The sequence below is a fragment of the Kaistia geumhonensis genome (genome assembly GCF_030815145.1).
Lineage (GTDB): Bacteria > Pseudomonadota > Alphaproteobacteria > Rhizobiales > Kaistiaceae > Kaistia > Kaistia geumhonensis.
This window is the reverse complement of record NZ_JAUSWJ010000001.1, coordinates 310,439-323,118: the sequence shown is the minus strand read 5'-3', so window position 1 is coordinate 323,118 and position 12,680 is coordinate 310,439. Positions and strand designations below refer to the sequence as shown.

Genomic DNA, 12,680 nt, shown 5'->3' with positions numbered 1-12,680 from the left:
GACTCGGACGCGGCGCAGCATCGGGGCTTTCGCCGCAACAATCAACGTCCCCACCTGACGCGCACGCGGCGGCCCCTGACAGTCATCCGGGCGCAGGCGCAGCAACTTCGATGGCGGATCTGCTGTGGTTGTGCCCTGTGACGTCATCCTTTAGCGTCCACGGCATGAGACCGCTGGTCAACTGGCTTCGCCGCATCGGAGGAAGCGCCTGTATCGGGGCGATCGTCGTGCTGTCGCTTCTTCCCGCCCAGGAAATGGCGAGGACAGGTGCTCCGAAGGGTTTCGAACATTTTATCGCCTATTGCGGAACGGCAGCCGTGCTGAGCCTCGGCCTCTCCCGGCGGGAGGTGTTGCTCCGCGCTGCGCTTCTCTGTGCGCTCTCTGTGCTCATGGAGGCGCTTCAGGCATTTTCGCCAGGCCGGTCGCCAAAAATGTCCGATGTCGTCGCCAGTTCGCTGGGTGGACTTGCCGGCGCGATGCTCGGTCTGGCGATCAATGCCGTCATGGCGAGGCGCGGAACCTCGGCCTGACCGAAGCCGGCCCGCCGATCCGTCCTAGATCTTCAACCCCGTAAGGTCCCGAAGCATCGCGCGCTTGGCCGCAGGTCCATCCGCGCCAACCAACTCCCGTTCGAACTCCAGCACCTTCGCCCCGACGAGGAAGCGGTACCAGAAGCCCTGCAGGAAATGGTAGATGAGTCCCTCGCGCCCGTCCAGGAAACCGCCCTGGACCGACATGCGCATCATGAAATAGCCGAATGGTCCCAGCCAGAACGGCAGGCGATTATAGACCGATTCCTTCGCCCAGCGCTTGAACGCCGCCTGCCTTGAAGCACTCTCGGCCGACATGCCGGTGTCCCGCGCGAACAGACCATGGCGCTGGTTGATGATCTCAACCGCCTCGCGCGTCGCATACTTATTGTGCTTGTCGATGAAGAAGGTGAGATCCTTGAGGTTCCAGTCGGAAAAATCCTTGTCGAATGTCTCGGTGCGCCCGCCCTGGACAATGACGTGTTCATCCATCCAGCGATCCTCGACGCGACCCTGCCCCCTCCGCCAGATCCGGAGCAGCGTCACCGGATAGCGCCCGCCATGCCTGATCCAGCGGCCGAGGAAAACGTGACGCCGCTTCAGGTTGATACCAGCGACATCGGCAGGCATCCGGGGAAGCTTGCTCAATATTTCGTCGACCAGCTCGGGCTCCAGCACCTCATCAGCATCGAGACGCATGATCCAGTCCGACCTTGTGTCGGTGTTCTCGAGCGCCCAGTTGAACTGGGCCGCCTGGTTGAGGAAGGGATGCTCGAAAACCTCGGCACCGGCAGCACGTGCGATCTCCTGTGTCCGGTCATGTGATCCCGAATCGACCACGACCACTCTCGCACCGAGCGGCGCGATCGACGCGAGGCAGCGCTCGAGATGAAGCTCCTCGTCGAACGTCAGAATGATAACCGTCAACGACAGCGGCATCGTCGGCATCTCCGGCAATGGTCCGGCCCGTACTCGGTCCCGGCGGTTCAACAGGCGGCGTCGATCATGAGCGGGCGGACTGCAGGTTAGCGCGACACCGCGGAACCGGCGCCACTCTGCGCGGCCAAGGCGAGCTGCGCCTCGAGGAAGCCAGCGCCCGTCGCCTGCAATGCGGCGAGTCGCTGCTCGACAGGTGCCCAATCGATCTCGGTACCGACCAGCCGCGCAACCACATCCTGCTGATCGCCAGTCACGAAGCGGTGCTCGAGGCCGACCAGTCCCAGAAGGTTGAGGGCGCGTTCGTTCAGGCTCTTCTTGGTGCCCGGGAGGCCAACGACCAGGAAAGGCTTCCTCATAAGGATCGCGAACACGGTCCCATGGAACGAATTGGTGAGGACGAAGCGGGAAGCCTTGATCGTAGCTAGCCAGCCATAGGGAGACGGGTAGATCGTTCGCCCGATCTCGGCCCAGCGCCGGTGCACGTTGTAGGGGGACACGACCTCGGCACCGAGGATCTTGCTCACCTGATCGGCGACTTCGCGGATCCCCTGGCCTGTCCGCAGCGTGTAGCAGAAGGTCCTTTCCTTCTCGATGGGCTCGGACTTCGCGATCAGCGGCTCGAAATCGCCCAGCAAGAGCGTGGGATCCGGAACGCAGGTCACCTCGCGGCCGCTCAGCCGGCGGGCAATCTCGGCGCCGCTCTCTTCCCGCGCGGAAATGCCGTCGAGTGAGCGGATCAGCGTTCGGACCTGAGGCTCAAACTGCGGATCGATGCTGTTCTTGCCGAAGCTTGCGGCATAGGAGATGCGCCGCGTTCCCGGCTTGACGGCGAGATCGGCGAAATAGACCGGATCGAGGCCATATTGCTGCGACGGATTCCATATCTGATCGCTGCCGACGGAGATCACGTCGAAGGGTTTGGCCTGGCTCGCCAGCATGGCGTCGACTTCGGCCTTCGTATGCAGTCTCTTGCCCGTGATGCCGAGCGCGTCCTGGCGGAACCGCTCGAAGGCGCGGGCCTGCTCCTTGTTGCCGAACAGCCGGCGCTGCAGCGTCGACAGCTTCAGATAGGCGATCTTGGCATTGACCTTGGCACGCCGCGGATCCCAGATCCGGCTGAATTCGCCCCCCTCCTCCACATAGGAAGGATGGTAATTGATGAACTGAGCGTCATGCCCGCGCGTGATCAACCACTGCCGCAAGCCATAGGCCTGCATGAGGGCGCCGAAATTCTCGGAAAAATGGTAGGTGAGGAGGCCAATGCGCATCAGGTCTCTCAGATATCCAGAATTGCCGAGCCGAAGGTCGGCCCCGGCCCACGGAAGGGTAGGTGACGCTAGCGACGTTGAGACGCCGCATCCCGCAAAGCTGCCAGAAGGTCACGCGCCACGGCGTCGATGGCAAATCGCTGTCTGAAACCGTCCAGAGCCTTCTGCCGCATCTCTGCCTTCTGATCGTCCGACATTGCAAGCCAGCTCGCCATGAGCCGGTGGATGCCGTCGGCGGTCACTTCGCTGACAAGTCCACCGCCGCTTGCTTCGACTTCCTGCCAGATATTGACCTGGTTGGTCGTCAGCACCGGCGTGCCGCAGGCCATGGCCTCGGCGACGACGATGCCGAAATTCTCCTGATGCGAAGGCAGGACAAACACCTCGGCGGCGCGAATCGCGCCCCATTTCACGTCCCCGGTCAGCATTCCCGGCCAGTGGATCCGGTCGGCGATGCCCAGTTTCGCGGCCAGTTGCTTGAGCTCCGCGACCCAGCCCGTCTGGTCGGGCCCTGCCATCACCAGATCGACGCCGGGATGAGCGGCCGCGAGCCGGGCAAACGCCGTTATCGCGAGGTCACAGCCCTTCTTGGGATGGATACGGCTGAGAAACAGGAAGTACCGCCGGTTCGCGAGTTCCGGCGCAAATCGATGCCAGGCCGCCAGCTGATTCTGGGCATCGTCGACCGGTCCCGCCGTGCCGTAGGCGACGACCCGTTCCCGATAGCCATAGCCACGAAAAACTCCGCGCGCGAGCCGCCTCTCCTCCTCCGACGTGAACAGAACCTCGTTCGCATCCCGGAGCGCCCGCCCCTGCCAGAGCAGCCAGAACGTCTGCTTGGCGACATGCTTCAGTGGATAGGTCTTCTTGAACCAGGGATCCATCATCCCGTGTGGAAACAGGACGTAGGGAACGCGCCCTCGGCTCAGCCCGGCGTGACCGCCGATCGAGCTGTAGTGCCAAAGACCGTGGACCACAGCCGCATCGAAGCGGTGGCCGTTCGCCGCGATCCATTGCGGAAGTTTAGCGGTGTACTTGATCTTGCCGATGCCCGGGCCGAGCGCGTGGACCTTGTAGGGCAGTCCTGCTGCTTCGGCCATATCGGGCGTGTCGAGCGAAACGACCTCGGTGTCCACGCCCATCGGCGTCAGCGCTGCGGTGGAGAGCTTCATGCCCTCGATCGGCCCGCCGGCCTTCGGATTGACGCTCGCAATAACGCGCAAGACTCTCATTGCCCGCCCACTTCGCTTGTCACGGTCGAGATGATCACATGCAATCGCCGCGGCGGCGCGATTGCGGCGCTCGCGTCGGTGGCTGCTGACGTTCATCGGCCATGGCGGCCGGCATCAGTTGGTCTCGAGATAACGCAATTGCGTTTCGCACGGGGTGAAACCGCGCGGCGGCACCGCTGCACTCAAGCAATGTCTCGCTGAGGCTCCCGACCTGTCGGAAAAGCCGGGCCAAACCGCGCGGCCGCTCGGCCGGTACTGCGACCGCTGTCAACCACATTGCTTAACGCCCGACCGCTAGAGCCGGAAATCCGGCTTGCCCCTCTCACGCATTATCGACATGTTATGGACCAAAAGTGTGCGGTGCAACATAAATGTGGTGACGCGACATTAGTCCTTTGCCATACAAGACAGCGTGCCGAAAGGCGGCGCTGTCGCTGGTGACGGACTCGTGCTTTGCGCCGGTTTTCGACAGTGTGCCGCATATGACGCGCGGGAAGAGCCTGCTCTGTGCCGGACCAGACGCAGGGCAATGTGCATGTTAATTGAATTGGCCAACAACGCTGTTTGATCAGGATCGTCTTCCGATGCAACTCTACTACTTCAAGAGCAAGAACTTCGGCGACGAACTGAATATGTGGATGTGGGACAGGCTCTTCGGCTCATCCCTCGAGCGGCGGCCTGACGCGTATCTATCCGGAATCGGCACAATTCTCTCGGACAAGATGCCGCTCGGAAAGGAGTGGTTCGTGTTCGGTAGCGGCGTCGGGTATCGACCGAAGCCGCAGGATTTCGGCGGGCCGAAATGGACGGTTCTGGCGGTGCGCGGACCGCTGACGGCAGAGATTCTCGATATCGACCGCAAACTGGCGGTAACGGATTCAGCAATCCTTCTTGCGGCGCTGGAAGAATGCGCCCCCATGCCCGACAGCGAGCGGTCCGGCATCGCCTTCATGCCGCATCTCACCGTGAACCGTTTCGGCGTCTACCGCGCTGCGTGCCGGGAACTCGGTATCGACTATATCGATCCGCACGCCGGATCGGTCGAGATCATCCAGCAGCTGCGCCGCTCCCGTCTCGTCATCGCCGACGCGATGCACGCTGCGATCGTCTCCGACACCTTGCGCGTGCCGTGGGTTCCGGTCGCCAGCTCCAACGCCATCAGCTCGTTCAAGTGGATCGACTGGGCGAGTTCCATGGATCTTGCCTACCAGCCGCAGAAGCTCCCGGCGCCCAGCCGCTCGCAGCAGATGAAGGACAGCACCGCCTTCCTATTCGGCAAAAAGTTTCTCCTCAGCGACAACTCCCCGGCGGCAGCCATTCGCGATTTCAGGATGCGCCAAAGCCTTTCGACGAACCCCTATTTCGATGCCTATGTTCGGGGTACGGAGGCGCTTGCGCGCTCGCTGCGGCCGAAACGCCCCGCACCGGCGGCCGGCAAGCCGAAGACTTCCCCGACCGCCCCGAACGCTTCGCCCTCATCCGGAGGTCCGGACCTCACCAGGATGGTCGCGGCGCTGGACGCCGCATCGAAGCGCCGTCCCTTCCTGAGCAGCGACGCGGTGTTCCAGAGCCGCCTGGGTGCGATGATGGACAAGGTCGAGTTCCTCAAGCGAACTCTGGAAAGCTGAGACACTTCGGCGGGATGGGTTCGTGCATCCTGCCGCTTTGCGCGGTCTGCCGTTGACAGGGCCGCGGCAGTCACTTCGTCTGAATTCCGGCAAACGATCGGGGCAACACGGCCGATGAACCAGTGGCAGATCATGATGTGGGAGCCGTCGGTTTCGCCCCACAAGATGGACCTCTACCTGGCTCTCAAGAACTCGGGCCAAGTCTCTGGAATCACCTACGTGGCCCAGTCCGATCTCTCCGAGGCCAGGCGCACGCTGGGCTGGGAACTGGCCGGGCGGGGCGAGATGGACTGCATCATCGGCCCATCGGATTCTGAAGTCAGAACGCTGATCGAGAAGGCGTCGCCCGAAACGGTTCACATCTTCTCGGGCATTCGATGGGTGCCGTCCATCGTCAGCGCGCTCGATGCCGTCCTCAAGGCGCAGCGCAGATTCGGGCTGATGAGCGAACCACGTGCATTCGAGGGCATTTCGGGGCTGGCCCGGCTCGGCCAGTCCTGGCTGTCGGAAGGCCCTGTCCGCCGGCATGCCGATTTCGTGCTGGGAATCGGGCGCCATGGGCCAGGCTGGTTCCGGATGGCCGGCTACAAGCGATCGACCATCTACCCCTTCGCCTACTTCCTCCCCGACAGAGCCTATGCGGCGGGTCGCCCGCCATCGGGGAACCAGCGCGTTCGCGTGACCTATCTCGGCCGGACGGTGACAGAGAAGGGCATCCGCGTCTTCCTCGACGCGCTCGCTCATGTGCGCTCACCGATCAGCGTGACGGTGGCCGGCACCGGCCGGGATGCCGCGGCAGTGGAAGCCTATGCTGCCGGGCACGGCGACGATTTCAGCTACCGCGGCGCAATACCGATGGGCGATGTCCCTGATCTCCTCCTGAACACGGATATACTGGTCCAGCCGTCGCTGACGCTCGATGACGGCTGGGGCGCTGTCGTGAGCGAGGCGCTCTTTGCGGGTGCCTATGTCATCACGTCGGATCGCGTCGGCGCCTCGATCTGCCTCGACGCCCCGTGGCGCGGCGCGGTCATCGAACGGGTGACGCCGCAAAAGGTGGCCGCGGCGATCGACAGCGCCATCGAGACGCGCCAACTCGAGCAGGATGTCGCCTCGCGGCGGTCCGCCTGGGCAAGCGCGCATCTCACGGGCGCCGTCGGCGCCACTTTCATTCTCGATCTGTTCAACCGCATCTATGCGGGATCGCCTGTCGAACCGGTCCCGTTTCTCGAGGACCGGCGGATCGCGCCGCTAGTCTGACAGCCCCGACAGACCACCTTCCGGCGCGTTGTCTCTCAACGTCACGTTGCCGCCCGTAGCAGTGACCGCTACGGCACCCTTGCCGTCTGCGAGTTCGTTACGCTCGACGATCGTGCCATCCACGAGCGGAAAGTCGCTTCGTGTCGCCGAGACCTCGAGCTTGACCATCGGCCCGAGCCGATTGCCGCGGACGATCGTGCCGAATGTGAGCACGCGGTCCAGCGGACTCTTCGTTCGCGACCAGGCGCCCACTTTCAGCACCGTTGGCGTGAAGCCGTTGGCGCTCTCGATGACATTGTCCAGGACCTGCGCGTACCAGCTCGGCTGCGGATTGCGGTACTCCCCGCCATTGATGATGATCCCGATCGAGCGCCTCATGCGGTTGCCCGCGAAGATGGTATCCATCGATCCGCCATAAGTCTGCAGCGCACCGGTATCCTCGAAGGTATTACCGACAATCACATAGTTTTCTTGGGCAGGAACGATCGAGATCACGGATGTCGAGTCGAGCGGCACCGCCAGATCGCGATCGATATCCACGGCACCACCGCGAAAGGCAGCGACGCGCGCATATTGTCCCGCCCCCTCGCCCGCGACCACATAGAAGGCCGCCTCGCTCCAGTCCCCCGAGCTCGACGTCACGCCACCTGCGCCGATGCGAACGGACCTGGGCGTCGTCGATATGGCTGGCCCGTAATAGAAACCGCCGGGACCATCGGTCGTCAGAGGCTCCCTGTCGCCGCCGAACATCAGCCTGAACGTGTTGTTCCTGACGAGGATGTTCTGGGAGCGGGGCTCGTCGCCGGCCAGCGTGTTCAATCCACCGCCGGAAGCCTGGAGGTCGGCCCCGAAGATCTCATTGTCTTCCATCAACACCCTGTTGCTGCGGCTGATAGAATACCAGCCGCGCCGCCCGTTGCCGACGTGGTTTCCGGACACCACCGCATCTGTTGCGTCAACGAGGAATATCGACCTCATCGAGGTGACGATGTCGCAATCGCTCACCCGGATGTTGTGCCCTGTGAGAAGAAGGGCTGGAGCGCCCCTCCCCTCCGTCATCATCAGGTCGAGCCTCTTCTGAAGCTCCTCTGGACTCGGCCGCTTCATGAACGCGGATGCCCGGATCCTTACGCGTTCTATGGTGACACCATGTTCGGGACCCGCCGCGTCGCCGACGGCGCCGGCACGAACCAGTCCGAGATGGCGCCGCGCAACAATCGACAGGTCACGCAATGCAAAGCGAGCGCCGGCGTTGATCAGCGGATCGGGGGGCATGTCGAGATCGGCGAGCAGAAGAATGGTCCTGTCCATGCCCTCGCCCGCGAGGGCAACGCCGTCGGGAACCTGGATGGTTCTTGAAAGGAGAAACGTCCCCTGAGGAAACGCCACTGTGTTGCCCTTCGCGGCAGCAGCTGCGAGCGCAGCGTCGACTGCATCGCTCGCATCGGTCTTGCCATCTCCAACAGCGCCGAAATCCGCGATGCTGATTGTTGTTTCGGCGAGGGGTTTCCCGGACGCGGCGATGGTTACTGCGCCGGCGTTCCGCCAGATCGTACCGCCCGCATCGCCATTGCTGAGGTTGAGCGCATAGGTCCCAGGCGCAATATCGGACGGCACCGCGAACGAGGCGTCCCAGACATCGAATCGTGAAGGCGCGAGCCGCACGACCGCGGCGCCCTCACGAGAAAGCTCAAGCCGGGCGTCGGCACTCCGCGCAATATTTCGCCCCACGACACGAATCCAGCCGCCCTGCGAAGCAACCCGGCCACGGTCGGACTGGCTCCAATAGACAGTCGGAGCGTTCAGTACACCCTTCGCGACGCCGTCCTGCGCACGGATCGAAAACCCGTACGTCCCGCTCGGAAGGTCTTGCGGAACGGCGAACACGAGGGATCGCGCATCGGAACGAATGACCCGCGCTTCGCGGCTCTCGCCGGATGCCGGGCTCGCGTCTTTCCCTGGAATCGGCCAGATGGCGACGTTCGTCGTCGAGGCCAGTCCCGCGCCAGCAACGAAGACCGAGTCGCCGGGACCGACAGGGTCGCTGACATGAAAGATGGTGGGCTCCGCAGATGCGAGCCCGGTACCGAGCATGACGAGGATGGCGGCGTGCACCGCATTCAGAGAGAATCCCGCCATGCGCCGTTCTCCATTGCCGATGACCCGGTGCGTCATCGTGCATCCCTATGTGGCGAAAAGGCGCCGCCGGCCGTAGCGGGAGCCCGTCGGCGGGCAGTCGGTCAACTCGCTGCAGCGAGCTGCGCGACCACAGGTATCGTCGAGCTTGACCTCGAACAGCGTCCGCTTCACCATAGTGCACTGCAAAATCCATCCGCTGGATTGATCGCACGCGCCCGATGCCCGCCCTGCGACTGGGTGAGCCGGCTTGCAAGAGAACACGATGGTCAAATGCTGATCGCGTCCAAAGGACAGCCGCCGCGGCCCTCGATCGACAAGGGCCTTTTCATCAGCATCATCCTGCTCATGACCGTGGCGACCTTCAAGGGCGCCGACGGCATTCGAAGCGGCTACGATGACGCCATCGTCGCAATGGTCACCCACCCAATCGCCGGCATGCTCAGGAACTATGGACAATACATCCTGTTTCCTCTGCTGGGGGTAACCTTTGCGTACGAATTCTTCATCAAGAACACCCTGAGATTCAAGTTCGATTTCCTATCTTTCCTTATAATAATGCTTCCAGTCTACGTCTTCGCTAGAGTCGTGGTCCAATACCCGGATACGGCCTCGAAATATGGATTGGGCGCAGTGATCATCATGGCGATCTGCGCCTATTTCGCCTCATGCCGGAGCCGCCTTTCAGGTCATGAAATGATCTTCAGCGTCGTCATGGCGCTGGCCGCCTTCTCTGTGGGCCTCGTCGCCTTGAATGTCCTCAGCTACGCCACCGGCTACGGGTTCCTTAATCGCAATCCGCGCTTTTATGGATCCTCGACCCATCCGAACTTCCTCGGGGTCCAGATGGCGGTCTGCCTGATGTCGCTCTTCGCCCTCTGGTCGATCGGCGGTCGGTGGCCGAGAATTGTTGCTGCCGTCTGCATGCTCGCCTGCCTTTTCCTGATTGTGCTGACCGGTTCGCGCACGGCGATCATCGTCGTCCTCTTCGGTGCTTACGGCGCGTTCTGGCAGAATTTCAGCCCGCGACTGAAGGCGGTAGCGGCGTTGTTTGCCATTGTCGCCGTCGTCGGCGCGCTGTCGTCGGAATCGATCCTCTCGCTCGACGCCTACAACAGGGGCAGCGATGGCAATACGCGCAGCGAAGCCTGGAGCTACCTCTATGACCGCGTTTCCGAGAAGCCATTGCTCGGCTTCGGGATCATGGAAGGTTACTCGGAGAACAGCATCCTGAGAGGATGGGCCACTTTCGGCATCATGTTCCCGATCCTGCTCATGACTGTTACGCTGCTGGCAGCCTACCAATACGCAGGAACCTCACGGCTGCCGATCGCGTCGCGACCTTATGCCGGCATCCCGAAAGGGATTCTCTGGGGACTCCTCGCGGGCAGCGTCTTCGAGGGATATCTGGCCGACGCCTTCTCGTTCAGCTGGATCGTGTTCGTCGTTGCCATGATCCTTTCGTCCGATGTGCCTCGCACAATGACCGAGAGCGCGAGGCGGACGCTGATCGGAGCGCTCGGTCGCCCAGCAGCGGGTCGTCCGCCTGTGGGGCGCATGCCGCCGATGGGCGTAAGGCGGCCTGGAGTCCGTCAGTTCACCAGATGATCAGGGCAACCATCAGAGGCGGCCACGGCCGCGGATCACCGATCTTGCACTGACCGGGTAGAAGCGATGGGTGCGGTGCGTCAATTGGCCTGCGCTGCACCGAAGAGGGCTTCGGAACTGTGCCCCCGCCGTCATAGCCGCGCATAGACCCGCAGGCCATAATCGACCGTCGGTCGCGTCTGTCCGTCCTTTTAAGCATAGAGGCGCGGCGCGGAACGACATGATCCGAACCTCGTCATCTTAGTTGCGGAGCCGCTCGACGTGAACCTCAAGGCGATCCTCAGCCATCCGACCGCACGCAGGCTCATCAACGGGTTCGGAGCCGGCCTGCTGGGCAAGGTGTGGATCCTGATTGTCCAGATCGTCCTGGTGCCGGCGCTCACCTACTCCTGGGGTGGAGCGGGCTATGGCGTCTGGCTGATGGTGACAGCCATACCGACTTTCATCGCACTGTCCGACTTCGGTCTGGGGCAGGCCGTGGCAGTTAGGATGACGCAGGCTGTCGCGCGGGGCCAGCACAATGAGGCGCTCAAGGCGTTCCAGTCGGCCTGGCTCTTTCTCACGGCAATGACGGCGACCATCTGCGTCGCGGTGGCGACCGGAGCCATCATCTGGCAGCTTGGTCACCCGGATACCGCGACCGCATCGTCGCCCTTCACACCGCGCGAGATCTCGATCGCGATCGCGCTTTCGGCCTGCTACGCCTTTCTCAGCCTGCAACTGAGCATCCAGCGAGGTATCTTTCAGGCAACCCACAAGTTCGCGGTCAGCGCGCTGATCGTGGACACATTGTTCCTCGTCAACGGCCTGACGGTCGCCTCGATCGCCCTTCTGGGCGGCGGGATCATCGGCGCTGCCCTCGGACAGTTGAGCTGCCAGGTGCTTGGCCTTGTCGTGGCAACGTCCCTTGCCCGCAAATTCGAGCCCTGGGCTCGGCAGGGCATCAAGCACGCCGACATGGCGACGCTCAAGTCGTTGCTGAAGCCCTCGCTCGGTGCGCTCTCACTGACCCTGTCCAACTCGCTGGGGCTTCAGGGCGTCGTCCTGACAATCGGCTGGTTTCTCGGGCCCGCAGCCGCGGCCGCCTTCAGCACTTCGCGCATGCTGACGCGTATCCCGCTCCAGTTCTCCGGTCTCTTGACCCGGGCCAGCATCCCCGAACTGATCCACGTCAAGATGTCCGGCAACACGCGCCTCTGGCGGAGACTGCTCCGACTGAACATCGCGCTCAGCCTTGCCATCATGGCGCCGGTGGCGATCGGCCTGACCGTGTTCGGCCCGCAGATTCTCCAGCAGATGTCACACGGCAAGCTGAGCTCGTCCCATCTGACATTTGCCCTGCTCGGACTGGCCGCATCGTTCTGCTCGGCATGGATGGCGCTCGGCAGCCAACTGTTGTCCGAGAATCGCCAGTCGTCTTTCGGGCACATCGCGCTGACGGTTTACCTGGCGAGTGCCGCCACGCCCTTCTTCTTCCGCGGCGACATCACGCCGACGCTCTGCGCGCTGGTGGTGGCAGATCTCGTCATTCTTCTCCGCGTCTTTCAGCAGATCAGGCAGTCGATGCCGGAGGCGAAGCCGAGCGACGTGACCTCGGAAGCGAAGGCGGAGGCCTAGCGCGGCGGGCGTTCCTGACCCAGCCGCGATCCGCTTTCTGGCCCGAGCCAAGCGAGCTCGGCCACCCGGGCATCCATTGACGACACCGGCCAGACTTTCGGGCTGGCAACAGGATCATCAGCGCCAGATGAGAGGCCGCCGGATCCTCGGCGAGCATGCGACGCTGATAGGGATTGAGGTCCGATCGCCTGATGCCGACCATTGCCTTGCTGCGATGCAGCAAGATATAGTGCCCTGCGGGAGCGTTGACAGAGCAGTACCGCCCTGCGAGGTGTTCCGCGCGTTTCATGGGTCGTCCAGCCGCCGCAGATGACAGCCGCGATGTCGGTCGTCGGCGGCGTGTTTATCAGGGTGCGGCGCTCTCAGCCGTGTTCGGCTCGACAGACAGGTTGCAGGGGGCAGAGTTGGCGGTACGGTCCGGCGCTGGTAGTCCAGAAGGTGCCGAGAGGCATGAAAATGCCG

At 63.1% G+C, this 12,680-nt stretch carries 9 protein-coding genes; 5 read left to right on the top strand and 4 right to left on the bottom strand.

Translation table 11 applies throughout. The features are described from left to right. The first annotated feature begins 110 nt into the window (after positions 1–110). The gene (locus QO015_RS01545; protein ID WP_266281929.1) at positions 111–530 is read left to right on the top strand and encodes a VanZ family protein; all 420 of its coding nucleotides are present in this window, start codon (positions 111–113) and stop codon (positions 528–530) included. Positions 531–554: 24 nt separating this feature from the next. Here QO015_RS01545 and QO015_RS01540 read toward each other — a convergent pair whose 3' ends face one another. The 3 genes from QO015_RS01540 to QO015_RS01530 form a co-directional block, all read right to left on the bottom strand. Then, entirely contained in the window at positions 555–1,478 is a 924-nt protein-coding gene (locus QO015_RS01540; RefSeq protein WP_307288186.1) for a glycosyltransferase family 2 protein, read from the bottom strand. Between the two features lie 77 nt (positions 1,479–1,555). Further along, positions 1,556–2,737 carry a polysaccharide pyruvyl transferase family protein gene (locus QO015_RS01535; RefSeq protein WP_266281932.1) on the bottom strand — a complete coding sequence of 394 codons (1,182 nt, stop codon included), beginning with the start codon at positions 2,735–2,737 and terminating at the stop codon, positions 1,556–1,558. 68 nt (positions 2,738–2,805) lie between these two features. Next, entirely contained in the window at positions 2,806–4,065 is a 1,260-nt protein-coding gene (locus tag QO015_RS01530) for a glycosyltransferase (RefSeq protein WP_266281933.1), read from the bottom strand. Between the two features lie 488 nt (positions 4,066–4,553). On the opposite strand from QO015_RS01530, the gene QO015_RS01525 reads away from it, so the two are divergent. Then, the gene (locus QO015_RS01525) at positions 4,554–5,597 is read left to right on the top strand and encodes a polysaccharide pyruvyl transferase family protein (RefSeq protein WP_266281935.1); all 1,044 of its coding nucleotides are present in this window, start codon (positions 4,554–4,556) and stop codon (positions 5,595–5,597) included. A gap of 114 nt (positions 5,598–5,711) precedes the next feature. Then, positions 5,712–6,857 carry a glycosyltransferase gene (locus QO015_RS01520; protein WP_266281937.1) on the top strand — a complete coding sequence of 382 codons (1,146 nt, stop codon included), beginning with the start codon at positions 5,712–5,714 and terminating at the stop codon, positions 6,855–6,857. On the opposite strand, the gene QO015_RS01515 is transcribed toward QO015_RS01520, so the two are convergent. After that, positions 6,849–9,032, bottom strand: coding sequence for a glycosyl hydrolase family 28-related protein (locus tag QO015_RS01515; protein WP_266281938.1), 2,184 nt, complete (start codon positions 9,030–9,032; stop codon positions 6,849–6,851). The two genes, QO015_RS01520 and QO015_RS01515, sit on opposite strands and share 9 nt — an antisense overlap. Before the next feature lie 234 nt (positions 9,033–9,266). On the opposite strand from QO015_RS01515, the gene QO015_RS01510 reads away from it, so the two are divergent. Together QO015_RS01510 and QO015_RS01505 are read left to right on the top strand one after the other, a co-directional pair. Next, positions 9,267–10,601, top strand: coding sequence for an O-antigen ligase family protein (locus tag QO015_RS01510; RefSeq protein ID WP_266281939.1), 1,335 nt, complete (start codon positions 9,267–9,269; stop codon positions 10,599–10,601). A gap of 261 nt (positions 10,602–10,862) precedes the next feature. Beyond that, entirely contained in the window at positions 10,863–12,218 is a 1,356-nt protein-coding gene (locus QO015_RS01505) for a lipopolysaccharide biosynthesis protein (RefSeq protein WP_266281940.1), read from the top strand. Positions 12,219–12,680: the final 462 nt, after the last annotated feature.

Bases quoted from the DNA above. Each gene is read 5' to 3' on its own strand.
- QO015_RS01545 (WP_266281929.1), top strand. From the start codon at position 111: ATGGCGGATCTGCTGTGGTTGTGCCCTGTGACGTCATCCTTTAGCGTC.
- QO015_RS01540 (WP_307288186.1), bottom strand. From the start codon at position 1,478: ATGCCGACGATGCCGCTGTCGTTGACGGTTATCATTCTGACGTTCGAC.
- QO015_RS01535 (WP_266281932.1), bottom strand. From the start codon at position 2,737: ATGCGCATTGGCCTCCTCACCTACCATTTTTCCGAGAATTTCGGCGCC.
- QO015_RS01530 (WP_266281933.1), bottom strand. From the start codon at position 4,065: ATGAACGTCAGCAGCCACCGACGCGAGCGCCGCAATCGCGCCGCCGCG.
- QO015_RS01525 (WP_266281935.1), top strand. From the start codon at position 4,554: ATGCAACTCTACTACTTCAAGAGCAAGAACTTCGGCGACGAACTGAAT.
- QO015_RS01520 (WP_266281937.1), top strand. From the start codon at position 5,712: ATGAACCAGTGGCAGATCATGATGTGGGAGCCGTCGGTTTCGCCCCAC.
- QO015_RS01515 (WP_266281938.1), bottom strand. From the start codon at position 9,032: ATGACGCACCGGGTCATCGGCAATGGAGAACGGCGCATGGCGGGATTC.
- QO015_RS01510 (WP_266281939.1), top strand. From the start codon at position 9,267: ATGCTGATCGCGTCCAAAGGACAGCCGCCGCGGCCCTCGATCGACAAG.